Annotated in this window: 21 protein-coding genes; 8 read left to right on the top strand and 13 right to left on the bottom strand. The window is 71.3% G+C overall.

Going from position 1 to position 26,229, the window contains the following annotated elements:
* Window positions 1-31 precede the first annotated feature (31 nt).
* On the top strand, window positions 32-1,567 hold the full coding sequence (locus AB0D99_RS09715; protein ID WP_362358612.1) for a hypothetical protein: 1,536 nt from the start codon (window positions 32-34) through the stop codon (window positions 1,565-1,567).
* 46 nt (window positions 1,568-1,613) lie between these two features.
* On the opposite strand, the gene AB0D99_RS09720 is transcribed toward AB0D99_RS09715, so the two are convergent.
* On the bottom strand, window positions 1,614-2,414 hold the full coding sequence (locus AB0D99_RS09720) for a VOC family protein (protein ID WP_362358482.1): 801 nt from the start codon (window positions 2,412-2,414) through the stop codon (window positions 1,614-1,616).
* A 238-nt stretch (window positions 2,415-2,652) separates the two neighbouring features.
* Here AB0D99_RS09720 and AB0D99_RS09725 point away from each other — a divergent pair, with 238 nt between their 5' ends.
* A complete protein-coding gene (locus tag AB0D99_RS09725) occupies window positions 2,653-4,878 on the top strand; it encodes a VCBS repeat-containing protein (RefSeq protein WP_362358483.1) in 2,226 nt (741 codons plus the stop codon).
* A gap of 58 nt (window positions 4,879-4,936) precedes the next feature.
* Here the strand turns inward: AB0D99_RS09725 and AB0D99_RS09730 are convergent, their stop codons facing one another.
* Complete coding sequence (locus AB0D99_RS09730; RefSeq protein WP_362358484.1) at window positions 4,937-5,296, bottom strand: DUF779 domain-containing protein; 360 nt, start codon at window positions 5,294-5,296, stop codon at window positions 4,937-4,939.
* A 128-nt stretch (window positions 5,297-5,424) separates the two neighbouring features.
* Here AB0D99_RS09730 and AB0D99_RS09735 point away from each other — a divergent pair, with 128 nt between their 5' ends.
* Both AB0D99_RS09735 and AB0D99_RS09740 read left to right on the top strand, forming a co-directional pair.
* Entirely contained in the window at window positions 5,425-6,504 is a 1,080-nt protein-coding gene (locus AB0D99_RS09735; RefSeq protein WP_362358485.1) for a dihydrodipicolinate reductase, read from the top strand.
* Window positions 6,501-6,980 carry a carboxymuconolactone decarboxylase family protein gene (locus tag AB0D99_RS09740; RefSeq protein ID WP_362358486.1) on the top strand — a complete coding sequence of 160 codons (480 nt, stop codon included), beginning with the start codon at window positions 6,501-6,503 and terminating at the stop codon, window positions 6,978-6,980. Before AB0D99_RS09735 ends, AB0D99_RS09740 begins: the two co-directional genes overlap by 4 nt.
* Window positions 6,981-6,982: 2 nt before the next feature.
* Here AB0D99_RS09740 and AB0D99_RS09745 read toward each other — a convergent pair whose 3' ends face one another.
* On the bottom strand, window positions 6,983-8,560 hold the full coding sequence (locus AB0D99_RS09745) for a GMC oxidoreductase (RefSeq protein WP_362358487.1): 1,578 nt from the start codon (window positions 8,558-8,560) through the stop codon (window positions 6,983-6,985).
* A gap of 160 nt (window positions 8,561-8,720) precedes the next feature.
* On the opposite strand from AB0D99_RS09745, the gene AB0D99_RS09750 reads away from it, so the two are divergent.
* Complete coding sequence (locus AB0D99_RS09750; RefSeq protein WP_362358488.1) at window positions 8,721-9,356, top strand: hypothetical protein; 636 nt, start codon at window positions 8,721-8,723, stop codon at window positions 9,354-9,356.
* A gap of 24 nt (window positions 9,357-9,380) precedes the next feature.
* Here AB0D99_RS09750 and AB0D99_RS09755 read toward each other — a convergent pair whose 3' ends face one another.
* On the bottom strand, window positions 9,381-10,109 hold the full coding sequence (locus tag AB0D99_RS09755) for a VOC family protein (protein WP_362358489.1): 729 nt from the start codon (window positions 10,107-10,109) through the stop codon (window positions 9,381-9,383).
* Window positions 10,110-10,288: 179 nt separating this feature from the next.
* Here AB0D99_RS09755 and AB0D99_RS09760 point away from each other — a divergent pair, with 179 nt between their 5' ends.
* On the top strand, window positions 10,289-11,512 hold the full coding sequence (locus AB0D99_RS09760; protein ID WP_362358490.1) for an aromatic acid exporter family protein: 1,224 nt from the start codon (window positions 10,289-10,291) through the stop codon (window positions 11,510-11,512).
* Window positions 11,513-11,590: 78 nt separating this feature from the next.
* On the opposite strand, the gene AB0D99_RS09765 is transcribed toward AB0D99_RS09760, so the two are convergent.
* Window positions 11,591-11,782, bottom strand: coding sequence for a hypothetical protein (locus AB0D99_RS09765; RefSeq protein WP_362358491.1), 192 nt, complete (start codon window positions 11,780-11,782; stop codon window positions 11,591-11,593).
* 179 nt (window positions 11,783-11,961) lie between these two features.
* Between AB0D99_RS09765 and AB0D99_RS09770 the strand changes: the two genes are divergently transcribed.
* Together AB0D99_RS09770 and AB0D99_RS09775 are read left to right on the top strand one after the other, a co-directional pair.
* Entirely contained in the window at window positions 11,962-12,240 is a 279-nt protein-coding gene (locus tag AB0D99_RS09770; protein ID WP_362358492.1) for a hypothetical protein, read from the top strand.
* Window positions 12,241-12,677: 437 nt separating this feature from the next.
* Entirely contained in the window at window positions 12,678-14,480 is a 1,803-nt protein-coding gene (locus AB0D99_RS09775) for a S8 family serine peptidase (protein WP_362358493.1), read from the top strand.
* Between the two features lie 52 nt (window positions 14,481-14,532).
* Here AB0D99_RS09775 and AB0D99_RS09780 read toward each other — a convergent pair whose 3' ends face one another.
* From AB0D99_RS09780 to AB0D99_RS09815, 8 genes are all read right to left on the bottom strand, one after another.
* The gene (locus AB0D99_RS09780) at window positions 14,533-16,095 is read right to left on the bottom strand and encodes a GMC family oxidoreductase N-terminal domain-containing protein (protein ID WP_362358494.1); all 1,563 of its coding nucleotides are present in this window, start codon (window positions 16,093-16,095) and stop codon (window positions 14,533-14,535) included.
* Window positions 16,092-17,648 (bottom strand): amino acid permease, encoded by a 1,557-nt coding sequence (locus tag AB0D99_RS09785; RefSeq protein WP_362358495.1) that lies wholly within the window; start codon window positions 17,646-17,648, stop codon window positions 16,092-16,094. Before AB0D99_RS09785 ends, AB0D99_RS09780 begins: the two co-directional genes overlap by 4 nt.
* A 29-nt stretch (window positions 17,649-17,677) precedes the next feature.
* Window positions 17,678-19,150, bottom strand: a complete 1,473-nt coding sequence (locus tag AB0D99_RS09790; RefSeq protein ID WP_362358496.1) for an aldehyde dehydrogenase family protein — start codon at window positions 19,148-19,150, stop codon at window positions 17,678-17,680.
* A gap of 95 nt (window positions 19,151-19,245) precedes the next feature.
* Window positions 19,246-20,385: an aromatic ring-hydroxylating dioxygenase subunit alpha gene (locus AB0D99_RS09795; protein WP_362358497.1), complete on the bottom strand. Its 1,140-nt coding sequence runs from the start codon at window positions 20,383-20,385 to the stop codon at window positions 19,246-19,248.
* 10 nt (window positions 20,386-20,395) lie between these two features.
* Window positions 20,396-21,550: an N-methyl-L-tryptophan oxidase gene (gene solA, locus AB0D99_RS09800; RefSeq protein WP_362358498.1), complete on the bottom strand. Its 1,155-nt coding sequence runs from the start codon at window positions 21,548-21,550 to the stop codon at window positions 20,396-20,398.
* A gap of 12 nt (window positions 21,551-21,562) precedes the next feature.
* The gene (locus tag AB0D99_RS09805; RefSeq protein ID WP_362358499.1) at window positions 21,563-24,007 is read right to left on the bottom strand and encodes an FAD-dependent oxidoreductase; all 2,445 of its coding nucleotides are present in this window, start codon (window positions 24,005-24,007) and stop codon (window positions 21,563-21,565) included.
* The gene (locus tag AB0D99_RS09810) at window positions 24,004-25,089 is read right to left on the bottom strand and encodes an S-(hydroxymethyl)mycothiol dehydrogenase (protein ID WP_362358500.1); all 1,086 of its coding nucleotides are present in this window, start codon (window positions 25,087-25,089) and stop codon (window positions 24,004-24,006) included. The genes AB0D99_RS09805 and AB0D99_RS09810 overlap by 4 nt, the downstream gene beginning before the upstream one ends.
* Window positions 25,090-25,290: 201 nt before the next feature.
* Window positions 25,291-26,034: an IclR family transcriptional regulator gene (locus AB0D99_RS09815; protein ID WP_362358614.1), complete on the bottom strand. Its 744-nt coding sequence runs from the start codon at window positions 26,032-26,034 to the stop codon at window positions 25,291-25,293.
* Between the last annotated feature and the right edge of the window lie 195 nt (window positions 26,035-26,229).

The following is a 26,229-nucleotide window of genomic DNA, read 5'->3' on the forward strand; positions in this document are numbered from 1 at the left end:
ACGAGCCCGTGTGCTCGCCCTGATCGCCGCGGTGAGCGCGACCGCCCTCGCGTTCACCGCCCCCGCCGCCTTCGCCGACGAGATACCCCTGGCCCCCGGCCACCGGCTGGTCGACCACTACGACGGCGCACCCGCCACCGCACTGCCCGTACCGGGCGAGCCGCCCGCCCAGCATCCCCACCTCGCTCCCAACGGGCGCAGCGGGATGCACGCGGACGGAGCGGGCAGCGGCACCCACCCCTTCCCCGGGCCCCTCGGGCGGGACCCGAAGGTCTCCAGCGAGAAGATCGCCGCGCTCGGCGGTGAGTGCGCCACCGTCACCTTCGACGCCGGCGGCCGCATCCTCACCGTGTGCGGCACCTTCTCGGGATTCCTGCTCAAGCTGCTCGACCCCCGCACGCTGGACACCCTGGCCGAGTACAAGCTGCCGCAGCGCTCCTCGACCGTCGAGGCCATCACCCGCCTCGACTTCGAGAAGATCTTCAAGGACACCTCGGGCGGCGCCTACTTCTACCTCGACAACCGGGACCGGGTCGTCCTCGCCGACTCACGGCAGCACATCCTCCGCATCGCGCATGGCCAGAAGCCCGACGGGAGCTGGCGGTTCACGGTCGAGGACGACTGGGACCTCACCTCGCTCGTCCCGCACGACTGCGTCAGCTGGACCAACCTGTTCCCGAGCGGGGTGTGCGACCCCGTCACCTCGGTGATGCCCGACTGGGACGGCCGCGTCTGGTGGGTGACCCGGCTCGGCCGGGTCGGCACGGTCGATCCCGCCACCGGGGCGCTCCGCTCGGTCCGGCTGGCGGGCGAGGAGATCCAGAACTCGTTCTCCGTCGCCGAGGACGGCGTCTCCATCGTCTCCGACCACGCCCTCTACAGCTTCCGCGCCGACGCCGACGGCACCCCGCGGATCCAGTGGCGCCAGACGTACGACCGGGGGACCGGCACCAAGCCCGGTTCGGTGAACCAGGGGTCGGGCACCACACCCGACCTCTTCGGCGCCGGTGACGCCTACGTCGCGATCACCGACAACGCCGACGACCGGATGAACGTGCTCGTCTACCGCCGGGGTACGGACGTGCCCGAAGCGGATCGGCTGGTGTGCGAGGTCCCGGTCTTCGGCTCCGGCGCGTCGACCACGGACAACTCCCTGATCAGCTGGGGCAACAGCCTCGTCGTCGAGAACAACTACGGCTACGAGAACCCGACGACGCTGACCTTCGGCCGCAGCGTCGTCGGAGGGGCGACGCGGATCGACGTCCGCCCCGACGGCAGCGGCTGCGACACCGTCTGGGAGAGCGACGTCCGCTCGCCCTCCACCGTGCCCAAGCTGTCCACCGCCAACGGGCTGCTGTACTTCTACGAGAAGCAGCCGAACGCCTTCGGCATCGACGCCTGGTATCTGACGGCGGTCGACTTCCGGACCGGGAAGCGCGTCTGGAAGCGGTTCACCGGCACGGGGTCGGCCTACGACAACAACTGGGCTCCGATCACCATCGGCCCCGACGGGACGGCGTATGTCGGCGTCTTCAACGGGATCGTCGCCGTGCGCGACGGCGCCTGAGACACGACGGTGCCCGGGACCGCACGGTCCCGGGCACCTGCCGCGCTCAGACCATGTCGGGCATCTCGCCCACGGTGGTCTTGACGTCGATCACCGCGAAGGGCGCGCCCTGCGGGTCCACGATCGCCGCGAACCGGCCGAAGGGGCTGTCCATCGGCCCGAAGACCTTCTGGCCGCCGAGCTTCACCGCCCTGTCGACCGCCTGGTCGCAGTTGTCGACGGCGAAGTAGACCTGGATGTACGAGGGGACCTCGGCCGGGAAGTCCTCGGCCGTCATCGTCATCCGGCCCAGGACCGGCATGTCGCCGCCCAGGTCGAAGACCTTGTAGTCCATGGTCTCGTCGACCATCTTCTTGGCGTTGTAGCCGAATACCGAGGTGAGGAAGTCGTCCGACTTCGCGGGCTCCCGGGTGAAGACCTCGGCCCACACGTAGGAGCCCGGCTCGCCCTCCAGTTCGAAGCCCGTGTGGGAGCCGGGCTGCCAGACGCCGAACATGACGCCGGCCGGGTCCTGGGCGAGGCACATGGACCCGAAGTCACCGACGGCCATCGGCTCCATGACGACCGTGCCGCCGCTGCTCCTGATCTTCTCGGCCGTGGCGGCGACGTCGGGCGAGGCGTAGTAGAGACACCAGGCCGACTGCGGCGAGCCGTCCTGGCCCGGCATGGGCGGCACGACCGCCGCGACCGCCTTGCCGTTCTTGAACGCCTGGGTGTAGTTGCCGTACTCCGAGGATGCTTCGCCGAAGGTCCAGCCCAGCACTTCGCCGTAGAAGGTCTTGGCGCCCTCGACGTCGTTGAACATCGCGTCGGTCCAGCAGGGTGTGCCTTCAGGTCGTGCGGCCATGACGGTGACTCTCTTCCGATCGATGAGGTTCTCGATGGGTTGCCGTGACCCACGCTAGCCAGGAGGCCCGCGCCTCGCTCGGTGACGGAGCGTGTCCATCGGCGGTCATTCGTTCGACTCCGGGCGTGGCCCCGGCCGACCGGGCGCGTTCTTCGGGGCGCGTACAACCATCCCTCGTGATCAAGAGTCTGACCTGCGCAACGTATGGTGCCCCCGGTCTTTCTGAGGAGAACTCGCCTTGTCCTACGCCCGTTCACGGCTGGCCGCAGCTGTCGTCACCGTGCTCGCCGTCACCGTCGGAACGACCGCGCTGACCGCGCCGGCGATCGCCGTTCCGGTCTCCGAGGGTGAGAGGGGAGCCGCGGCCGTCGCGGCGACGGTCGCGTCGTTCCCGAAGAACAGCACCGTTCTCGGCGCGGGCGCCACGGGATATCTGGCGCTTACCAGGACCGCGCCCACGGGTGAGGAGCCCTCCTCCGAGAAGCGGTACTGGGTTCCGGCGGACGGCTCCGCCGCGACGGAGATCGACGGGGTGGCCGAGGTCGAGAGCACGGGCTCCGGGGACCTCGTCGCCGCCCGCCGGGCTACGGGCGCCGACCTCGTCGACATGGCGACCGGGCAGAAGCTGCACTCGGTCACCCTGGACAGCGCGACCACGTTCGCGGGAGCGGCGGGCAGGGCCCTGTTCACCACGTCCGTCGACGTGAACGGGGACAGGCTCCTCCACATGCACACCGCGACCGGCGGTCCCGGCAGGATGACCGCCGGCGTTCCGGGAGACGCCACGAGCATCGGCGTCAAGGCGGGCACGGCCGATCACGCCTTGGTGACCTACACCCTCGGCACGGGGACGGCGGCCGAGACGTACGCGGCCCTGCTCGACCTCGCCACGAACGCGGTGACCGAGACGTACGAACTCCCGGCCGACGCGGCGCAGGGCGACCTCGCCGTCTCGGCGACGCACCTCGCCTGGAGCGAGTACGACGAGGAGTGGGGCGTCGTCACCGTGGTGGCCGTGGACCGCGTCACGAAGGAGACCCAGCGGTTCGAGTACGCGGGCGACCCCTGGACGCGCGACATCGAGGTCGGCCTCGTCGGTGACTGGGTCACGTACGGCACGCGCAGCGGCCTCACCGACCAGTCCCCCGATCCCCTGCATGCTCTGACCGCGCGCAGCCTGAAGGGTGAGGCCACCCACAAGCTCCTCGACCACACGCTCTCGGCCGCCGTCGCGCCCGACGGCGCCCTGGTCGTGCGTGGCGGCACGGTCGAGCAGGGCGAGGGTCTCTACCGCGTCGCCCCCGGCATCGACGGGACCCCGACCGCCACGCTCGTCGCGAGCACCGGGGAGTCGACCAAGGTCGCCCTGCTGGGTGTCCAGGTCCCCGCTGTGATCGACCTGGACAAGGGCACTGCGCCGCTCGCATGGACGCTGTCCCGGTCCAACGTCCAAGCCGAGGTGACTCTCCGCCACATACGGACCGGCAAGATCGCCACGTTCCGGCCCGAGCCGCGCGACGGTGTCGTGTCGCTGGACTGGAGGGGCCTGCTGAGCGACGGATCCGGAACGGCCGAGAGTGCCTACAACGGCGACTACACGTGGGAGATCAGCGCCCGGCCCACCAACGACATCGGCCCCACGCTGACCTCCTCCGGCACGTTCAGGGTCGCCCGCGAACCCGCCCCGCACGACTACAACGACAACGGCTCCCCGGACATCCTCCTCCGCGACGGCTCGGGCCGGCTCTGGCGCGCCGACTCGCTGTACGGCACCGGGGAGAACCAGCTCTCCTCCGGAGAGCAGAAGCTCCTCGGCGCCGGTTGGGGCGGCTACAACCAGATCGAGGCCGCCGGGAACATCGGCGGAGCCCCCCACGCGGACATCCTCGTCCGCGACACCGCCGGCGTCCTGTGGCACTACCTCGGCAACGGAGACGGCACCTTCGCCACCCGGTACAAGATCGGCTCGGGCCTCGGCGGCTACACGAAGCTCGCCGCCGGCAGCGACCTCACCGACGACGGCAGGCCCGACCTCGTCGCCACCGACGCCGCGGGGGCCATGTGGCTCTACAAGGGCACCGGTGACTGGCGCGCGCCCTACACGACCCGCGTGAAGATCGGCACGGGCTGGCACGGTTACAACCAGATCACCGCCACCGGCAACCTCGGCGGTGCGCCGACCGGCGACCTCGTCGCCCGCGACCCGTCCGGCGTCCTGTGGCTCTACCTCGGCAAGGGCGACGGCACCTTCGCCCCGCGCGTGAGGATCGGCGAAGGCTGGGGCGGGTACAGCCACATCATCGGTGTCGGGGACGCCGACCTCGACGGCCGTCCCGACCTGTTCGCGACGAACGCCGGCGACACCGGCACGTACCTGTACAAGGGCACGGGCAGCTGGAGTTACCCCTTCGTCATGCGAGAGGACACCGGGCTGCCCAACAACGGGCCCACCTCCGTCGCCTGATCCCCTGCCCCACACGCGCCGGCCCGAAGCGTGAGCCGAGGCCGGCGCCGTGTGGGCCCTAGGAGCCGAGCACGCGGGAGCGGATGAGGAAGCGGACGCCCTCCGGTGCCTCCAGGGAGAACCCGCTGCCCCGTCCGGGTACGACGTCCACGATCAGCCGGGTGTGGCTCCACAGTTCGTACTGCGCCTTCGACATCCAGAACGGGACCGGCTCCGTGACGCCGGGGACCTCCAGCGAGGCGAGCAGGACGTCGGAGGCGCCGGTGCGGAACTCCCCGTCCGGGTAGCACATCGGCGCACTGCCGTCGCAGCAGCCGCCCGACTGGTGGAACATCAGCGGCCCGTGCGAGTCCCGCAGCCGTCGCACCAGGTCCGCCGCCGCGAGTGTCAGCTCCACACGTGCTCCGGGTCCGTCCATCGCCCGCCCCTTCCCGGTGGGTCCGTCGGACCTCCAGGGAACACCGGCCGGGGTTGCGAGAGGGTTGCGTCGGTCGAAATCGTCCACACCCCTAGGAACTGACGATCCGTCAGGTTACTCTTCCCCGCATGATTCCGACCGTTGTCTGGGGCGCCGGAAACGTCGGCCGCGCGGCCCTGCGGGCCGTCGACGCCCACCCGGCGCTCGCACTCGCCGCCGTCCTCGTCCACGACCCGGCCAAGGTCGGCCGCGACGCGGGCGACCTCGCCGGTCTCGACCGCGCCCTGGGGGTCGCGGCGACCGACGACATCGACGCCGTGCTCGCGGCCCGCCCGCGAGCCGTGGTGTACGCGGCCTCGGGCGACATCCGGCCCGACGAGGCCCTCGCCGACGTCGTCAGGGCCGTTCGCGCGGGAGCCGTGGTGGTGACCCCCGCGCTCTACCCGCTCTACGACCCCCGCAGCGCCCCGCCGGAGTTCCGGGACCCGGTGCTCGCCGCCGTCGAGCAGGGCGGCGGCTCGCTCTTCGTCTCCGGTGTCGACCCCGGCTGGGGCAACGACGTGCTCCCCCTGCTGATCAGCGGCCTCGGCACCACGGTGGACGCGATCCGCTGCCAGGAGATCTTCGACTACTCCACGTACGAGCAGGAGGACTCGGTCCGCCACCTCATCGGCATGGGGCACCCGATGGAGTACGAGCCCCTGATGCTCGCCCCCTCCATACCGACGATGGTGTGGGGCGGTCAGCTCCGGCTCATGGCCCGCGCCCTCGGTGTGGAGCTCGACGAGATCCGCGAGACCCTGGAGCGACGCGCCCTCGACACCACGGTCACCACCCGGACGATGGGGGTCTTCGAGGCCGGCACGCAGGGAGCCGTGCGCTTCGAGGTGCAGGGCATCGTCGACGGCGCGCCCCGCATCGTCGTCGAGCACATCACCCGCATCCACCCCTCGTGCGCCCCCGACTGGCCGTCGCCGCCCGACGGCACGGGCGCGCACCGGGTGGTCGTCGAGGGACGCCCGCGCATCGAGGTCACGGTGGAGGCGAGCGACGAGGGTGAGAACCGGTCCGCGGGCGGGAACGCCACCGCCGTCGGCCGGCTGGTCAACGCCGTCGACTGGCTCGTGGACGCGAAGCCCGGCCTCTACGACGCGCTCGACGTCCCGCTGCGGCCCGCAGTGGGCCGACTGGGAAGGAAACGGCCATGAGAATCGACGTACCCGACGGCAGGCACCCGATCGAATACGTGTGGGGCGAGATCGTCCCCGAGATCGGGACGGCCGCCGCCAACTTCTCCCTCTCCGTCTACGCCCACACGACGCTGGGGCTGCGCGAGTTCGAGGCGGCGCGGCTGCGGGTCGCGCAGATCAACGGCTGTCTGTTCTGCCTCGACTGGCGGACCGACCGCGACGGCGAGAAGGTCGAGGAGTCGTTCGCGGACGCGGTGACCCAGTGGCGCACCACCGATGCCTTCGACGACCGCACGCGGCTGGCCGCGGAGTACGCCGAGCGGTACGCCCTGGATCATCACGGTCTCGACGAGGACTTCTGGTCCCGCATGACCGCTCACTACAGTCAGCCCGAGATCGTGGAACTGACGATGAGCATCGGCTCCTGGCTGTCGTTCGGGCGGCTCAACCGGGTGCTGGGCCTCGACGCGGTGTGCGTGCTGCCCACCCAGTGATCTCAGAGATCGGTGGCGATGATCTTCTCGATGTTGCGCTCGGCGAGCGCCGTGATGGTGACGAACGGGTTGACGCTGGCGTTGCCGGGGATCAGCGCGCCGTCGATCACATAGAGGCCGGGATGTCCGTGGAGGCGACCGTAGTTGTCGGTGGCGCGGCCCAGCACCGCGCCGCCGAGCGGGTGGTACGTCAGGTGGTCGCCCCAGATCTTGTACGCGCCGAAGAGGTCGGTGCGGTAGATCGTGCCCTCCTTGGCGTTGATCTTGTCGAAGATGGTCTTCGCGGCGTCGATGGACGGCTGCTTCCAGGCGGTCTGCCAGTTCAGGTCGACGCGTCCGGCGGCGGGGTTCCAGGAGAAGGCGGCGCGGTGCGGGTTCTTGGTGATCGACAGATAGAACGAGGCGTACGTCTCGATGCCTGTCGGTAGCGGCGCCACCTCGGCGAAGGCCCCGCCGGCGGCCCAGTTGTCGATGCCCGCGGTGGGCATGGACGACTGGAGCTTCCCGGTCGGGTCCCACATGTGGTTCGCGCGGCCGCACATGACGTTGCCGTTGTCGCCCCAGCCCTGGCCGATCTCGCCGTTGAGGAGCGGCAGCTCGCCGGTGGCCCTCAGCTTGGTGAGCAGCTTGCTGGTGCCGACGCTGCCGGCCGCGAAGAACACCCGGTCGGCGACGACCGAGGTGGTGGCCGTGACGGTCCCCGCGCTGTCGAGCACGTCCATCACGACCGTGTAGCCGCCGCCCGAGGCCGGGATCACCGACGTCACCCGGTGCAGGGGCGTGATGGTGACCCGACCGGTCGCCCGGGCCTGGGCGAGATAGGTCTTCTGCAGGGTCTTCTTGCCGTGGTTGTTGCCGTAGAGCACCTCCCCGGCCAGGGCCGACTTCGGCACGGCGCCGGCCTGCTCCTGCTTCATGTACTCCCAGTCGTAGACGTTGGGCACGAAGACGAACGGGAAGCCGGAGCGCTGCGCGTGTTTGCGGCCGACCCGGGCGTACTGGTAGCAGGCGGCGCTCTCCCACCACGCGGGGTCGACCTGGTTCACGCCGAGCCCGGCGTTGGCGCGGGGGTAGTAGACGCCGTACATCTCGTCGGCGTTCACGGAGGGCAGGATCGCCCCGAAGTTCTCCCGGCGCGGCGTCACCGCCATGCCGCCGTTCACGAGTGAACCCCCGCCGACGCCCCGGCCCTGGTAGACGGTGATGCCGCCGAACTCCTCGGCGTCCAGGATGCCGGTGTGCCGGGGGACGTCCTTGTCGAGCGGGAAGCCGAGGAACTGGCTCAGCGGTTGCTTGGTCCGGGTGCGGAGCCAGAACGATCGGTAGTCGGGTGTGGTCGTGTTGGCGAAGATCTTGCCGTCGGGGCCGGGGGTGTCCCAGGCCATGCCCATCTCGACCATGCGTACGTCGACGCCCGCCTGGGCGAGGCGCAACGCGGCCACGGAGCCGCCGTACCCGGTGCCGATCACCAGGGCGGGGACGCGGGACTGTGTGGTCGATCCGTAGGCGGTGGAGGGGAGCGCCAACGCTCCGAGAATAGAACCTGTTCCCGTGATGAATCCACGGCGCGATACAGCCATGTCGTTCCTCACTGTCGGGTGGAATGGGAACGAGTTCTACTGCCGCCCGGATGGGAAGTCACGGCATACCGATTGGTAACTTTTGGGTGGATCGCTCAAGAATGATCCGGGCAAAGCCGACATTCTGATGAGTTGGAGAACCACAGCCTTCGGAGCGCCCATGTCCCTGCCGACCCTCGCACCCGAGACCGTCGACCGCGCCGCCGCGCGGCTCCACGACACCGCCGCCTGGCAGGAGATCGTCCGGCACTGGGGCAGCGCCCCCACCGAGGCGCCGCCCGCCCCCATGGAGGAGCCACTCGTCCCCTCGGAAGCCCCGGCGGAGGAGTGGCGCCGGCTGCTGAGCGTCCCGGTCGACCAGCTGGTCGCCGCCGCCCTCGCCGGTGTCGCCGCACCCCCGCCCGCGGAACGGCGCCTCCCGGGACGCCTCGGCGCGGTCCTGCCCGACCGGCTGCACACCTGGCGCCGCGTCGGGCAGAGCGACCTGCCCCCGTCCGTCCACCTCGCCCACGCCCGCCACGTCCTCGTCGAGTGGGGCTGGCAGAACCGCCCGTACCGGCTCCGTGACGCCCGGGGCGCCCGCTGCGTCTGCGGCGCGCTGCTCGCCGCCCACCGCCTCGGCTACGGCAGCGCCGACACCATGAACCGTGCCGCGGCCTGGATCGTCACCGAACTGCGCGCCCAGGGCTGGACCGGCCTGATCGGACCCTGGAACCGCGCCCCGGGACGGACCGCGGACCAGGCCCTGGCCCTCCTCGACGCGACGATCCGCCGGGCCGCGCTCGCGGGCGAGTGACGCCCCGCGTGCGCGGCCCGATGGTCACTCCACGCTGTCGGAGACCGTGAACAGCCCGCCGTCCGGATCACGCAGCGTGATGCGCCGGCCGTTCCCCGAGGGGAGGACGGCCGAAGCGGTCGTGCCACCCGCCTTGAGGGCCGCCTCCGCCGCGGCGTCGACGTCGGGCACCCGGAAGTGCACGTGCCAGCGTGGCCTGACCTGCGGATCGGGGGCCGCCTCCACCGCACCGCCGAACAGCCGCGCGACGGTGACGCCCGCGTGGCTCAGCACGACCTGGTCGTCCTCGTAGGCGACCTGACAGCAGCCGGGCCGCTCGCCGGCCCAGTCCAGCACCTCGGCGTAGAAGATGGCCGCGTCGAAGGCGTTCCTCGTCCGCAGCTCCAGCCAGGCCGGGGCGCCGCCCTTGCCGACGCTCCAGTCCGGGATCACCTCGCCCTCCCAGATGCCGAAGACGGCGCCCTCGCGGTCGGAGGCGAGCGCCGCCCGCCCCGTGCCGAACCGCAGGGGCCCGACGGCCACGGTGGCGCTGCGCTCCCGGATGCGGGCCGCGGTCACATCGGCGTCGTCCACGGCGAAGTACGGCGTCCAGGCGACCGCCACGGCCAGGCGGGGCGCCAGGGCGCCGATCCCGGCGACGGGCGCCCCCTCGCTCATGGCGACGGAGAACTCCTCACCCAACCGGGTGGGCCGGAAGTGCCAGCCGAAGACGGCACCGTAGAAGGACTCGGCGGCTCGGAGGTCCCGGGCCATGAGACTGACCCAACAAGGGGCGCCGGACACCGCATGGCTCGAGGTCGACACAACCTTCATCCATCCGTCGTGGACGCGTGATCGTTCTCCATCCCACCGTACCCCCGGCGAGATCGCCATTCCGGCGGGCCGTCCCGGTACGGAGTGCGAAGCGGGCCGGGGTGCGAAAGCCTGAAAGGGTGACGGACGTGCGCGCCGCGCTACGACAACCGGTGGCCGACCTGCTTGCGCGGCGCAGGGACCCGGTCGTCGTCCAGACCCTGCGGTCGACCGCCGCGGCCACGATCTCCTATGTGGTCGCCCTCCAGCTGAGCAGCGAGGCGGCCCCGCTGACCGCGCCGCTCACCGCCCTGCTCGTCGTCCAGGTGACGCTCTACTCCACGCTCAAGACCGGCATCCGCCGCGTCAACGCCGTGGTCGTGGGCGTGATCATCGCGATCGCGTTCAGCTCCCTGGTCGGGCTGACCTGGTGGAGTCTCGGGCTGATCATCCTGGCCTCGCTGGTGGTCGGACGGTTCGTACGCGTCGACGAGTTCGTCCCCGAGGTCGCCATCAGCGCCATGCTCGTCCTCGGCGTCACCCAGGTCACCACCACCGCGTGGGACCGGGTCCTCGAAACCCTCATCGGGGCCGTGGTGGGCCTGCTGTTCAACACGCTGCTCGTGCCACCCGTCTGGGTCGGATCGGCGGGGGAGTCCATCGAGGACCTGGCACGGAGGATGCGGCAGCTGCTGCTGCGCATGGGGGAGGGGGTCGCGGCGCAGGCGCCGGTCGCCCATGCCGCCGCCCGGCGACACGAGGCGCGGCTGCACGAGGCGCGCAGGCTCGACAACGACGTGGCCGACGTCGACGCGGCGCTGCGCCAGGCGGAGGACAGCCTCCGCTTCAATCCGCGGGTCAAGGAGGGACTCCTGCACCGGGTCGTCCTGCGCACCGGGCTCGACACCCTCGAGATCTGCGCCGTCGTCCTGCGCGTCCTGGCCCGGACGCTCTCCGACCTCGCCAAGGAACGCAGGGAGGAGGAGCTCCTCCCGCGAGACGTGGCGATCGCCCTGGAAGACCTCCTGGCGCGCATCGCGGACGCCCTCGTGAGCTACGCCGTCCTCGTCACCGCGCGGGTCACCACGAACGCCGACGCCGCGGAGGAACGGCTCGCCGGGGAGCTCGTCGCGACCCGCGCGGTCCGTGACCACGTGGCCGACCTGCTGTTCCGGAGTGTCCTGCGCGACCCCCGGCAGTGGCAGCTCCACGGCGCGCTGCTCGCGGAGATCGACCGGATCCTCGACGAGCTGGATCCCGGCCATCGCGGGCGCCGCCTCATGGAGGAGCTCGACCGCCACTCGCGCGAACGCGCCGCGAAGCGCACACCGCTGTCGGCCCTGCGGGACCGGCTGGAGGTCTAGGACCTCCTCCGGATCGGACCGGGCGGGTCCGCCCCGGGGGTCGGGGCCGGGCGCGGGTCCGCCGCCGGCCCCGCTCTCTCAGCTCCGGTCGTTCATCAGCTCCTGGAACGAGCTCATGCAGGGGGTGCAGTGGCGGTCGGTCCTCTCACGCTCCTCCAGGGGCTCCTCGTGGAGGGACTGCCCGCACAGGGCCGTCGCGGTGCCGGTGGCGGCCACGTGCCAGACGAAGATCCCGTCGCGGGGCGCTATGCCGACGTGCATTTCGTACATGGTCGTCTCCATGCTCGGCGGACGTGTTGCCTCTCCAGTGCACCGGACGGAGGGGTGGTTGCACGCCTGGAAGACGGCTGTTCGGGTGATGCCGCCCGGACCGCCTGCCAGGCTGCCCCGGTGCCGGATGGCTACCCTGGTTCTGGGGGCGTGGACGGCGACCGGTCGGAGGCGACCCCATGAGACGACGCCACCATTTCCACATCGACCACGCGGGGCACTCGGTCAGCGTCACGATCCAGACCGGTCACACCGCCGTCGTGGAGGTCCTCGTGGACGGCAAGGAGACGGGGCACGCCACGAGCGGTCACGGTCACCCGGTGACGGTGCACATCGAGCTGCCCACCGAACCGCCGACCCCGGCGACGGTCCGGGCGGCGCCCGGACCCGGCATCCCCCGCTGCGTCCTCGAAGTGCCCGGCGTCGAACCCCAGGTCATGTCCCCGCGCCTGTACTGACGGCCGGGACCGGCGGGACGCCGCCCCTCACCCGCGACGCCGGTCGACCCGCCCGTCGACCCGCCCGTGGACCTCGCCGGTCGACTTCGCGGGTCGAGTTCGGGGTCGACCCTGCCCATAGCCCCTGCCCATCGACCTCGGCGGTCGACCCTGCCCGTCGCCACGATGCGCCCCGCCCGCGCGCGCCGTGGCGGTCTCGCCGATGACGCCGTGCGCCCGGCCCGGGGACCAGGTACGTACCAGCCGGAACGAAGCGCCGCATCGAGGGGGAAAACCACCCCGACCGGCGCCGCGTCAGGTCAACACTGTGTAACGCCACCAGGCTTGTCGAGCTGAATCCTTCCTTCCGCACGCCGACGTCTGGGATCTTGCGTCCACCCCACACCACACACGGCCAGGTCGGCGCCACCAGCGCCCCCCGGCCATCGGAGGACGCATTGTTTTCCCACATATCGAGCCGGCTGAGACTCTCCGTCGCGGCCGCCGCCGCTCTCGGCGCGGCCGTCGCTCTCGCCGCACCCGCCCAGGCACGGGAATCGACCACCCCCGAGCCTTCCGGCGCATCGGTCTCCAGGACGGCGAACGCGGCGGCACCGGCCGCCGCCTGGGCCGCCGGCACCCGCGCCTACCTCGTGATCACCGCTCCCGGTGACACCACGGCCGTGCGCAACGCCGTGGCGAGCAACGGCGGTTCGGTCTTCGCCTCGTACGACGCCATCGGCGTCGTGGTCGCCCACTCGACGTCCACGGGCTTCGCCTCGGCGATGCGTACGGTCTCCGGCGTCCAGCAGGTCGGCGCCACCCGTACCTCCGACGTCCCCGCCGACGCCTACAACCCGGCGCTCCCCGCGAACCCGTCGCAGTCGGCGACGACGCTCACCGAGTCCAACCGCTGGGACATGACGCAGATCAAGGCCGACCAGGCCTGGGCCGTCACCACCGGCTCCGCCTCCGTGAAGGTCGGCATCCTCGACACCGGCGTCGACGACCAGCACCAGGACATCGCGCCCAACTTCAACGCGGCCGACTCGGTCTCCTGCGCCTACGGCAAGGCGGACACCCGCGCCGGCGCCTGGCGGGACGTCGGCACCCACGGCACGCACGTCGCCGGCACCGTCGCCGCCGCCAAGAACGGCAAGGGCGTCATCGGCGTCGCGCCGGGCGTGAAGATCTCCTCGGTCCGCATCGCCGAGCCGACCAGCAGCCTGTTCTTCGCCGAGAACACCATCTGTGGCTTCATGTGGGCCGGCGACCACGGCTTCAAGGTCACCAACAACAGCTACTACACCGACCCGTGGCAGTTCAACTGCCCCGACAACGTGGACCAGGCCGCCATCATCGAGGGCGTCAAGCGCGCCCAGGCGTACGCCGAGGGCAAGGGCTCCCTCCAGGTCGCCGCGGCCGGCAACTCCAACTACGACCTGGCCAACAAGACGACCGACAGCGAGAGCCCCAACGACTCCACGCCGGTCACCCGCACCATCACCAACGCCTGCATCGACATCCCGACCGAGCTCCCGGGCGTCGTGACGGTCGCGGCGCAGGGCAACGGCGGCGCGAAGGCCTCGTACTCGAACTTCGGCAACGGCGTGATCGACATCGCCGCCCCCGGCGGCGACGGCGCCTCCGGTGTCTACTCGACGCTCCCGGGCGGCAAGTACGGCAACATGAACGGCACCTCGATGGCCTCCCCGCACGTCGCTGGCGTCGCGGCGCTGATCGCGAGCGTGAACCCGGCGTTCACCCCGGCGCAGATCCGGGACCAGCTGGGCGCGCAGGCCACGGACCGGGCGTGCCCCTCGGACACCCGCTGCAAGGGCACCGCGACCAAGAACGGCTTCTTCGGCGAGGGCGCGGTCGACGCGCTGAAGGCCGTCGGCGGCTCCACCCCGCCGCCCGGCGCGTACTTCGAGAACCTCGGCGACGTCACGATCGCCGACAACGCGACCGTGGAGAGCCCGATCACGGTCAGCGGCGTCACCGGCAACGCCCCGGCGACCCTCAAGGTCGGCGTGGACGTCAAGCACACCTACATCGGTGACCTGAAGGTCGACCTGGTCGCCCCCGACGGCACGGTGTACACCCTGCACAACCGGACCGGCAGCGGCACGGACAACATCGTCCAGACCTTCACCGTCAACGCCTCCTCGGAGGTCGCGAACGGCGTCTGGAAGCTCCGTGTGAACGACAACGCGGCCCAGGACACCGGCAAGATCGACGCCTGGAACCTCACCTTCTAGGCGGCGCGCGCCCGACCCGGCACCGCCGGGTCGGGCGTTCCGCCGTGCGCCCCTACGCGTCCTCGCGGAGCAGATCGGCGCACTTCTCACCGATCATCATGGTCGTGATGCACGGGTTCACGGTGACGAGATCCGGCATCACCGAACCGTCGGCGACGCGCAGTCCCTCCACTCCCTTGACCCGCAGCCGGGCGTCGAGCGGCGCCATCGGGTCGTCGTCCGCGCCCATCTTCACCGTGCACGCCGGGTGGTAGACGGTGTTGTGCGTCTTGTGGATGTAGTCGAGCAGCTCGTCGTCGGTGACCACGTCGGGGCCGGGCGCGAGTTCGGCCCCCGCCCAGCCGGAGAGCGCCGGCTGACCCGCGATGCGACGGGCGAGCTTGAGGCCGTACGTCATCACCCGTGCGTCGTGCTCGTGCGTGAAGTACCGAGGATCGACCTTCGGCTTGTCGCGGTAGTCACGGGTCCGCAGCCGCACCGTGCCCCGGGACTTGGCGCGGGTGACGTTCGGGGTCAGACAGAAGGCGTTCTCGGACGTCGGGTAGCCGTGCCGGCTGGTGTTCATGTCGAACGGCACGGAGCCGTAGTGGAACATCAGGTCCGGCCGGTCCAGTCCCGGCTCGGTGTCGTAGAAGATGCCCGCCTCCCACCACTGGCTCGACGTGGTGGTCATCGGCTGCGCCGCCTCCCACATGATGACGCCCTCGGGGTGGTCCTGGAGGTTCTCGCCGACTCCCGCGGAGTCCACGACCACCTCGACGCCCGTCTCCCGCAGATGCTCCGCGGGACCGATGCCGGACAGCATCAGCAGCTTCGGCGTGTCGATGGAACCGCACGAGACGATCACCTCGCGGCGGGCGCGGACCGTCCGGGTGTGGATCAGGTCCGGGTCCAGGTACTCGGCGCCGACACAGCGCCGCCCGTCCAGGACCAGCTTCTTCGCCCGTACGCCCGTGCGCACCTCCAGGTTGGGGCGCTTGCCCAGGATCGGATGGAGGTAGGCGACCGACGAGGACTGCCGGATGTTGTTCTCGTCCGAGTTGATCTGGAACCAGTTCGCGCCCCGCACGACCGTCGAGCCGCTGTTGAAGGGGGTCGTGGGGATGCCGGCCTGCGCGCAGGCCCTGAGGAGCGCCTCGCCGCAAGGGTCCCCGCCCTTGAGGGTACGGAGCTTGACGGGTCCGGTCCTGCCGTGGTGGTCACCGGGGGCGTCGTTGTTCTCCAGACGGCGGTACAGCGGGAAGAGGTCCGCCGCGCTCCAGCCCGTACACCCGGCGCGCGCCCAGTCGTCCAGGTCCTCGGCCGGTGCCCAGAAGGCGATGCAGGAGTTGTGCGAGGAACAGCCGCCGAGCACCTTGGCGCGGGCGTGCCGCATGAAGCTGTTGCCGCTCCGCTGGGGTTCGACCGGGTAGTCCCAGTCGTAGCCGGACTCCAGGAGCCCCATCCACCGCTCCAGCTTGAGCACGTCGTCGTCGCCGACGTCGCTCGGCCCCGCCTCCAGCACGCAGACCGTCACGGACGGGTCCTCGCTGAGCCGCGCCGCGACGACGTTTCCCGCGGTTCCCCCGCCGACGACGACGTAGTCGAACTCTGCGCTGTCGGACGTCTCGGTCATGAGGAGGTGACCTCTTTCTTCTGCGCGGTGGTCTCGGGGGACGTGGCGGCGGCGTGCTCCGCCAGGACGCCCGTACGGTGCCGCTGGACGAACCAGTAGTAGGCGAAGCCGCCGAGCGCGATCGCGCCGACGAACAGGACGGCGCCCCACCGCAGGTACCAGTGGTAGGGGGCGGCGGCGTTGTACACGGCCGCCCGCGGCCAGATGAGGTTGAGCGTCATCGCCCCGCCCCACAGCACGGCGAGGATGTTGACGGGCAGCCCCCAGCGGCCGAGCGAGAACTTCCCCTCGGCGGGCTGCCAGCGGCCGCGGAGCCTGGCGATCAGCATCGGACCGGTCACCAGCAGATAGGCCACGTAGATCATCACGATGCCGATGCTGGTCACCACGGTGAAGATCTGCGGCTGGCGGATGTTCACCAGCAGGATCGCCAGCGCCAGGACACCGATGATCACGGTCGGCAGGATCGGGGTGCCGAACCGGGAACTGACCTTCGCGAGCCGGCCGGACGCGGGGAGGTTGTTGTCCCGGGCCATGGCGAAGGCGAGCCGCACCGCCGCGGTGTGCACCGCGAGGGCGCAGACGGTGACGGCGATCAGCACGCACCAGAGCATCGCCTTGCCGGCCGTCGGGCCGAGGACGTCCAGGACGACGTACTGCAGCCCGTCCGTGGACAGATTCTCGCCCCGCAGGCTGGAGACGCTCATCAGCGCCAGGATGAGGATCAGTCCGCCGAGGACGAAGGAGGCGACGATCGCCCGGATGATCGCGCGCGGCGCGTTGCGGGACGGGTCCAGGGACTCCTCGCCCAGTGAGGCCGCCGTGTCGAAGCCGTACATCACGTAGGCCGAGGCGAGCGAGGCGATCAGGAAGGCCCCGAGGTAGCCGAAGCTCTGCCCGTCGCCGGTGCCGGCGGTCTCCGTGACGACCTGCGGGCCCCGGACCACGTTGATCGCGAGGAGCACGATCAGCACGACGGTGGCGATGAGTTCGAGGAAGACACCGGCGGTGTTGATCCGCGCCATCAGCTTCACGCCGAAGGCGTTGACGGCCGTGGTGAAGAGGATCAGGACGGCGGCCAGCAGCACCGCGTTCGTCGCCACGTCGTACGTCCCCGAGCCGTCCCCGACGAACTGGAAGAAGGACGAGATCTGGGGAAGCGTCAGCTGGTAGGCGAGGGCGACGGCCGCGATCGACACGACCGAGGCGATGAGCATCATCCACCCGGCCAGCCAGCCGACGTGCGGATTCCCCACCTTCTTGGACCAGTTGTAGATGGAGCCCGCGACCGGGTAGCGGGCCGCCAGCTCCGCGAAGCAGAGGGCGACCATGAACTGCCCGGCGAAGACCATCGGCCACGACCACCAGTAGGCGGGGCCGCCGCTGGCGTAGCCGAAGTAGAAGAGCTGGAAGGTGCCGGTGAGGATCGATATGTACGAGATGCCGGCGGCGAACGTGTGGAAGTTGCCGAGCGTCCGCTTCAGTTCGGGGCGGTACCCGAACTCGGCGAGCTCGGCGTCGTCGGCCGCCTGGGACGGTGGAGCGATTGCCATGGTGTGACTCCTGGACGGTAGAGGTCGCGTCAGGCGAACCAGCCCTGCGGCTCCGGTGAGGTGTTGCGCCAGATGTGCTTCGTCTCGCGGTACTCGGCGAGCCCGCTCGGTCCGAGCTCGCGGCCCGTACCGGACTGCTTGAACCCTCCCCACTCGGCCTGCGGCAGATAGGGGTGGTAGTCGTTGATCCACACCGTGCCGAGGCGCAGCCGTGCCGCCATCCGGCGGGCCCGGGCCTCGTCGCTCGTCCAGACCGCGCCCGCGAGCCCGTAGATCGTGTCGTTGGCGAGCCGTACCGCCTCGTCCTCGTCGCCGTCGCGGAAGCGCTCCACGGTCAGGACGGGCCCGAAGGACTCCTCCCGTACCACCGACATCCCGGCGTGGCAGTCGTCCAGGACGGTCGGCAGGTAGTAGAACCCCTGGTCGTACGCGGGTCCTTCGGGACGGGCGCCGCCGCAGCGCAGCACCGCGCCCTCGGCGAGACCCCGCTCCACGTACGCCTCGACCTTGGCGCGATGGGCTGCCGAGATCAGCGGACCGGTCCGGGCCCGCTCGTCGAAGGGCCCGCCGAGCCGGATCTCCCGTGCCCGGCGCACGACCTCGTCGACGAACCGGTCGTGCAGCGAGTCCTCGACGAGGAGCCGCGCGCCGGCCGAGCAGACCTGCCCCGAGTGCAGGAACACGGCCGTCAGGGCCATGTCCACGGCGGCCTCGAAATCGGCGTCCGCGAAGACGATGTTCGGGTTCTTGCCGCCGAGTTCGAGCGCGACCTTCTTCACCGTCCCGGCGGCCGCGGCCATCAGCCGGCGGCCGGTCTGCACCCCGCCGGTGAACGACAGCAGGTCGACGTCGGGATGGTCGGCCAGCGGCGCGCCTGCCTCCGGTCCCGCGCCGAGCACCAGGTTGGCCACGCCGTCCGGCAGCCCGGCCTCCGTCAGCAGCCGCATCAGGTGGATCGCGGTGTGCGGGGTCAGCTCGCTCGGCTTCAGCACGAAGGTGTTGCCCGCGGCGAGCGCCGGGGCGACCTTCCAGGCCGTCTGGAGCAGCGGATAGTTCCAGGGCGTGATCAGCCCGCAGACCCCCACCGGCTCGTACACGACCCGGCTGTCGGCGCCCGCGTCGCCGGTGTCGATCACCCGGCCCGTCTCGGCCGCCGCGAGCCGCCCGAAGTAGCGGAAGCAGTTCGCGATGTCGTCCATGTCGTACGCGCTCTCCACCAGCCGCTTGCCGGTGTCGAGGGACTCCGCGCGGGCCAGCGCGTCCTTGTCGCGGACCAGCAGGTCGGCGACGCGCAGCAGCAGGTCGCCCCGGTCCGCGGCCGGGGTCGACGGCCAGGGGCCCTCGTCGAAGGCACGGCGTGCGGCGGCGATCGCCTCGACGGTGTCCTTGCCGCCGGCCTCGTCGACCACCGCGACCAGGCTGCCGTCGGCCGGGCAGCGGATCTCACGGGTCCGCTCGTCGAGCGCGGTCCGCCACGCACCGCCGATGAAGAGTTCGGGCATGTCTCTCGTTCCTCCTGGTCAGCGCCGATGCGACGGCGCCCTGGCAGCTTGGTGTCTCACCGGACGGCGCAGATGTATGCGAAATGTGACCGTGATCACGCCAGGTCGGAGGGGTGCGGCCGCAGCATGTCGAGCAGCCACGCGTGGAAGATCTCGATGTGGTGCTCGGTGGGAACGAGCACCCCGCCGGCCCGGTAGGCGCGGGAGGCCATCGCCGGCTGCGTCCGCTCGCAGGCGTCGAAGTCCTGGACGTTCACCCGGTGGAACAGCTCCACCGACATGGAGACGTCGGCACCCGACTCCACGACCTCGGGCGCGTACAGCCAGTCGCACTCCACGACCGTGCGGTCCTCCGCGAGCGGGAACATCCGGTGCAGGATCACATGGTCGGGGACGAGATTGATGAACACGGTCGGCTTGACCGTGATCGCGTAGTAGCGCCGGTCCTGCGCCTCGGCCACATCCGGCAGCCGGGCGAAACCCTCGCTGCCGTCCACGGTGAACCCCTTGGCCTCGTCGGCGAAGGCGGCGCCGTGCCCCACGTAGGACTGCGCCGCGTACCCCTCCGCGAACTCCGGCAGCACGTCGGTGAGTTCGGGGTGGATGGTGGCGCAGTGGTAACACTCCATGAAGTTCTCGACGATCAGCTTCCAGTTGGCCTTCACGTCGTAGGTGACGCGCTTGCCGAGGGCCAGCCGATCGGCGCCGTACCGCTCGATGGAGGCGGCGTCGCCGAGCCGTTCCACGGCAGCGCCGATCACGGTCTCCTCGAACGACGGCGGTTCGTCCGCCAGGCACACCCAGGCGTAGCCCAGCCACTCGCGCAGGTGCACCGTCACCAGGCCGTAGGCGGTGCGGTCGACGTCGGCCATCCGCACCAGGTTCGGCGCCGCGATCAGCCGGCCGTCGAGGTCGTACGTCCAGGCGTGGTACGGGCATTGGAGCGTGCGCCGCACCTCGCCGGACTCCTCGGTGCACAGCCGAGCGCCGCGATGCCGGCAGACGTTGAGGAAGGCGCGCAGCTCGCCACCCCTGTTGCGGGTGACGATCACGCTCTCGCGGCCGATCCGCACCGTGCGGAACGCGCCGGGTCCGGCGAGGTCGGAGCCGCGCACGGCGCAGAACCACATCGACTCGAAGAGCCGCTCCTGCTCCTGCCGGAAGATCTCCGGGTCGGTGTAGAAGCGGCCGGGGAGCGTGGCGATCAGGCTCGGGGGCAGCGGCGTCGTCGTCATGGCGGGCTCCTCAGGCGGGCGCGGCGGACAGCCGCCGCGGATCGAACAGCTCGATGGGGTGCGCGGTGGTGCCCGTCAGCGCCAGGTCGGCGAGGATCTCACCGACGACGGGCACGAACTTGAAGCCGTGGCCGGAGAACCCGCAGGCGACGGTGACCGAGCCGGGGTGCTCCGGGTGGCGTGCGATGACGAAGTGCTCGTCGGGGGTGTTGGAGTACATGCAGGTGGCGGCCTTGAGGAAGCGGCCGGGCAGTGAGGGGATGTGGCGGGACAGCCGGTCGGCCATGGCGGCGACCTCGTCGTCGCGCACGGTCCGGTCGATGGTCTCCGGGGTGCAGACGGTGCCCCTGCGGAAGAAGGCCACCTTGGCGCCGAGGCCGGGGCCGTCGATCGCGGGGAAGCCGTAGATCTGGACGTCGTCCGCGTCCTCCCAGATGTAGATCGGGTGGTTCTCCGGGAGGAAGGGACGGACGCCTCCCTCGGGCTGGAACCAGTGCATGACCTGCCGCTCGATCGTGAACGGCACGCCGAGGTCGTCGAGGAGCCGGGGCGCCCAGGCGCCCGGGCACATCACCAGCTGCCCGGCGGTGTAGGTGTCCTCGGCGGTGTGGACGCGAACCCCGTCGCGGTACGGCTCCCAGCGCACCATCGGCTCCTCGAAATGCAGGTCCGCGCCGGCCCGCGTGGCGAGCTGGAGGTGGGCCGCCACCGTGTTCTCCGGGCGCAGCAGCCCCGCCCGTGCCTCGTACAGCGCCACCTCGTCCTCGGTGGGTGTGAGGGTGGGGAAGCGGCGCCGGATCTCCTTCGCGTCGAGCATCTCGTGCGGCAGGTCCCACTGCCGCGCGGAGCGCAGCGAACCGGCCACCGCGCGGGACTCGGGCCGGCCGACCATCACGCCGCCGCACAGCGTCGCGATGTCCCGGCCGGTGTCGCGCTCCAGCGCCTCGTACAGCTCGTAGGCGCGCAGCAGCAGCGGCACATAGGCGGGGTCCTCGAAGTAGGACTGCCGGGTGATCCGCGAACCGCCGTGGCTGGAGCCGCGGTTGTGCACCGGACCGAACTTCTCCAGGCCCAGCACACGGGCGCCGCGCGCGGACAGATGGTGGGCGGCGGCGCCGCCCATCCCGCCCAGGCCGACGACGATCACGTCAAAGGTGGGTGACATCCCAGAACCTTCCTAGCGGCGGATGCGGCTCATGTCGGGGTCGAACAGCGGCTCTTCGGCCACGGTGGCGGGGACCTTCTCGCCGATGTACTCGATGTGCACCGCGCTGCCGGGGGTGAGCGGAGGCAGCCAGGCGTACGCGACGCAGCGGCCCAGCGTGTATCCGTAGGCGGCGCTGGTGACGTACCCCGCGGGCCGGCCGTCCAGGTACACCGGCTCCTTGCCGAGGACCACGGCGGCGGGGTCGTCGAGGAGCAGCGGGGTCAGCCTGCGCCGTGGCTCGCCGGCCCGTTCCAGCGCGGACCTTCCGACGAAGTCGCCCTTGTCCATCCGGACGGCGAAGCCGACGCCCGCCTCGTCCGGGGTGTGCTCGGCGGTCATGTCGTGGCCCCAGGAGCGGTACCCCTTCTCCAGGCGGAGGCTGTTGAAGGCGGACCGTCCGGCGGCGATCACCCCGTGCTCCCGCCCCGCCTCCCACAGCGTGTCCCAGAGCCGCAGCCCCAGGTCCGCGCTCGTGTACAGCTCCCAGCCGAGCTCACCGACATAGCTGAGCCGCATCGCCGTCACCGGCACATGACCGAGGTGGGTCTCCTTGACGCGGAAGTAGCCGAAGCCCCGGTGCGAGAAGTCGTCCCGGGTCAGCGGCTGCACGAGGTCGCGGGCGAGTGGCCCCCACACCCCTATGCAGCAGGTGCCCGAGGTGATGTCCCGGATGTGGATGTCGGCCGGGGCATGCCGGAGCAGCCAGTCCTCGTCCGCCCGGCTGTTGGCGCCGATCTGGAAGCGGTCGGCGGCCAGCCGCGCGATCGTCAGGTCCGAGCGGATGCCGCCGCTCCCGTCCAGCAGCAGGGTGTAGGTCACGGCTCCCGGCCTCTTGGCCAGGTTGTTCGTCGTCATCCGCTGGAGGAAGGCGAGCGCGCCGGGTCCGGTGACCTCCAGCCGGCGCAGCGGTGTCATGTCGTACAGGGCGACCTTCTCGCGGGTCGCCCGGGCCTCCGCGGCGGCGATCGGCGACCAGTACCGGGCCGACCACGCGTCCCGCTCCGGCACGGCGACCGACGCGGCGAGCGGGGCGTTCGCCTCGTACCAGTGCGGACGTTCCCAGCCGCCGCCCTCCAGGAAGGACGCGCCGAGCTCCCGCTGGCGGGAGTGGAAGGGGCTCACCCGCAGCGGACGGGGATCCTCCATGGGCTGCAGGGGGTGCAGCACGTCGTAGACCTCGACGAACTGGCGGGCGCCACGATCGTGGACGTACGCGGGGGAGCGCTGGGCGTCCTCGAAGCGGGTGTGGTCGCACTCGTGGAGGTCGAGCGACGGGCGGCCGTCGACCATCCATTCGGCGACGGCCCTGGCCACGCCCGCCGAGTGCGTGACCCAGGCGGCCTCGGCGAGCCAGAAGCCGCGCGGGGAGCGGGCCTCGCCGAGCAGCGGCATCCCGTCCGGGGTGAAGGAGAAGACGCCGTTGAAGCCCTCCTCGATCTCGGTGCCGGCGAGCGCGGGCATGAGCTCCCGGCAGTCCTCCCAGCTCGGGGCGAAGTCCTCCGGGGTGAAGGGGAACGAGGAGGGCATGACCGGGGCCTCGTCGTAGGCCGGGACGGCGAACGGGTCGACGGGCAGCGGGCGGTGGGCGTAACTGCCGATGCCGAGCCGGTCGTGGTGCTCGCGGAAGTACAGGTCGCGGTCCTGGAAGCGCAGGATCGGACGGGACGCCTCGGTGCCGGGGGCGGCGGCGCCGGCGAGCTCCGGCAGGGGAGCGGTCTTCGCGTACTGGTGGGCGAGCGGCAGCAGCGGGACGTCGACGCCCGCCATCCGTCCCACCACCGGGCCCCAGAATCCGGCCGCCGACACGACGTGGTCGGCGGGGAAGGAGCCCCGGTCGGTGACCACGCCGGTGACGCGGCCGGCCTCCCGCTCGACGGCGGTGACGGTGTGCCGCTCCAGGAAGCGCGCGCCGCGCGCCTCGGCGCGTTCCCGCTGGGCCCGGCAGGCGAGCACGGCGCGGGCGAGGCCGTCGTCCGGGGTGTGGAATCCGCCGATGACCCTGCTCTCGTCGAGCAGCGGCCACAGCTCCTTGCAGCGCCGGGCCGAGACCAGTTCGCCGCGGATGCCCCAGGAGGCGGCGTAGCCCGCCCTCCGGTGCAGTTCGGCCCAGCGCTCCTCGGTGGTGGCCAGTTCGAGCCCGCCGACCGGGTGGAAGCAGGGCACCCCGTCGACCTCCAGCGAGCGGAACTTCTCCACGGTGTAGGAGGCGAAGGCGCTGAGCGTCCTGGACGGGCTGGTCCGGAAGACGAGGCCCGGGGCGTGGGAGGTGGAGCCGCCGGGGGCGGGCAGGGGGCCCTGGTCGAGCACCGTGACGTCGGTCCAGCCGCGGGCCGTCAGCTCGTCGGCGAGCGAGCAGCCCACGATGCCGGCGCCGATGACCACGACACGGGGAGGCGTGTGCGCGGTGCCGGTCACAGGACCACCACCGAGCGCAGGACCTCGCCCCGGCGCATCGTGGCGAAGGCGTCCTCGACGTCGTCGAGCCTGATCGTCCGGGTGACGAAGGAGTTGAGGTCCAGGAGGCCGTAGAGGTACTGGTCGATGAGGATCGGGAAGTCGCGGCTCGGCAGGCAGTCGCCGTACCAGGACGACTTCAGGGAGCCGCCGCGCGAGAAGAGGTCGATCAGCGGAAGGTCGATCCGCATCTCCGGGTCGGGGACACCGACCTGCACGAGCACACCGGCGTGGTCCCGCATGGAGAAGGCCTGCCGGTACGTCTCGGGCCGGCCGACGGCGTCGATGGCGATGTCCACCCCGAAGCCGTCGGTCAGTGCGCGGACGGCCTCGACCGGGTCCGTACCACGGGAGTTGACCGTGTGGGTGGCGCCGAACCTCTCCGCCCGGTCGAGCTTCCTGTCGTCGATGTCGACGGCGATGACCTTGCGGGCCCCGTTCAGACAGGCACCCGCGATGGCCGCGTTGCCCACGCCGCCGCAGCCGATCACGGCCACCGTGTCGCCGTTGCCGACCCGGCCGGTGTTCACGGCGGCGCCGTACCCCGCCATCACGCCGCAGCCGATGAGCCCGGCGGCCTCCGGCCGGGCGGCGGGGTCGACCTTCACCGCCTGTCCGGCCGCCACCAGGGTCTTCTCGGCGAAGGCGCCGATGCCTAGCGCGGGGGAGAGGGGTGTGCCGTCCGGCAGCGTCATGGGCCGGGCCGCGTTGCGGGAGTCGAAGCAGTACCAGGGGCGGCCGCGGCGACAGGACCGGCAGGCACCGCACGGGGCGCGCCAGGCGAGGACGACGTAGTCGCCGGGCGCCAGGTCCGTGACGCCCTCGCCCACGGACTCGACCGTGCCGGCCGCCTCGTGGCCGAGCAGGAACGGGAAGCCGTCGTCGATCGCCCCTTCCCGGTAGTGCAGATCGGTGTGACAGACCCCGCAGGCCTGTACGGCGACGAGAACCTCGCCGGGACCGGGGTCGGGGACGAGGATCGTCCGCACCTCGACGGGTGCGCCCTTCTCGACGGCAACGACGGCACGAACCTCATGCGACACGATGGCTCCTCGGCTGTTGCGTATTGCACGATGAGTTGCGCGGTGGGGAACATACTGAGAACGGCGGCAACGAGCCGTCAAGAGGCCGGAGTTAACGTCGGGCAAAACCCGTCGGCGGACCGAAACGCTCCCGGAACACGACGACGCGGGGCCGGGGAGACCCGGCCCCGCGTCGTGAGGGGCAGTGCTGGAGGGCTCCGGTCAGAGGCCGTGTCCCATGCGCCGTGACAGGTCGTCGGCCGCGACGACGGTCCGCGCCGCGAGCTCGGGGAGCCGGTCGCGCTCCAGCCGGTAGGCCGGACCCGAGACGCTGATCGCGCCGATCACCCGGCCGTCGTGCGCCCGCACCGGCGCGGCGACCGCGTGGAGTCCCAGCTCCAACTCCTCGGCCGCGATGGCGAATCCCTGCGCGTAGGCCGCGTCCAGCTCGGCCCGCAGCATCCCGGCGCTCGTCACCGTGTGCTCCGTGAAGCGCGGCAGCGCCCGGGCGAGGAGGCCCTCGCGCAGGGTCACGGGCAGATGGGCGAGGAGCACCTTGCCGCTGGACGTGGCATGCAGCGGAGTGCGCCGGCCCAGCCAGTTCTGCGCGGTCACGGAGGCGGGTCCGCGGGCCTGCATGATGTTCACCGCGGCGTCGTCGTCGAGGACCGCGATGTTGACCGTCTCGCCCAGTTCGTCGGCGAGTTCACGGCAGACCGGCGCCGCCTCCTGCGAGATGTCCAGCCGTACGGCCGCGGCTCCGGCCAGACGCAGGATGCCGGCGCCGAGGAAGTACTTGCCCCGGTCCTGTGCCTGGGAGACCAGGCCCCGGTTCTCCAGCACCCCGAGCAGCCGGAACGCGGTGGACTTGTGCACGTCCAGCTCGTCGGCTATCTCGGTGACCCCGACCTCGCCGTGCCGCGCCAGGATCTCCAGGACGCTGACGGCGCGGTCCACCGACTGGATCGCGCCCGCCCCTCCTCTGGGGGTCCGCTCGGGGGTCTCCTCGGCCGTCGCCGGCTCCTCGGTCGGTCGGGCTGCTGCGCGGTCGCGGGTCATAGCTCAACTCTCGCCATCTTGCGGCCCCTTGGGCACGCATCTTCGGGAAGCCCTTGACGCGACGGGCACCCCGACCGGATTCTGTTGCGCATAGCGCTCCCT

Origin of the sequence: Streptomyces sp. NPDC047971, from assembly GCF_040653355.1 — a bacterium.
Lineage (GTDB): Bacteria > Actinomycetota > Actinomycetes > Streptomycetales > Streptomycetaceae > Streptomyces.